Origin of the sequence: Paraburkholderia sp. SIMBA_027 (assembly GCF_046535315.1) — a bacterium.
In the GTDB taxonomy this organism is placed as follows: domain Bacteria; phylum Pseudomonadota; class Gammaproteobacteria; order Burkholderiales; family Burkholderiaceae; genus Paraburkholderia; species Paraburkholderia tropica.
Window position 1 is genome coordinate 1 of record NZ_JAWRWY010000686.1, and the last position, 268, is coordinate 268.

The 268-nt window shown below is 65.3% G+C and carries 1 pseudogene; it reads right to left on the reverse strand.

Annotated elements, in window-relative coordinates:
* Window positions 1-268: pseudogene (locus SB764_RS40765) on the reverse strand (anthranilate phosphoribosyltransferase); the annotation flags it as partial.

A 268-nucleotide genomic window follows, 5' to 3' on the forward strand; every position in this document is an offset into this window, starting at 1 on the left:
CTTCAGGGCCGAGAGCGTGCAGGGCGAGACACCGAAATCGGCAGGCGACAGCTCGAAGCTGCGGATCTTGCCATTCTCAAGCGCTGCGACGCTGGTCTTGCCGGTCGTGGTGATTTCATCGAGACCATCACCATGGACGACCCAGACGCTTTCGGAGCCGAGATCGCGCATGACTTCGGCCAGCGGCAGCACCCACTGCTCGGCGAAGACGCCGAGCAGCTGGCGGCGGACGCCCGCGGGGTTGGTCAGCGGCCCGAGCAGATTGAAG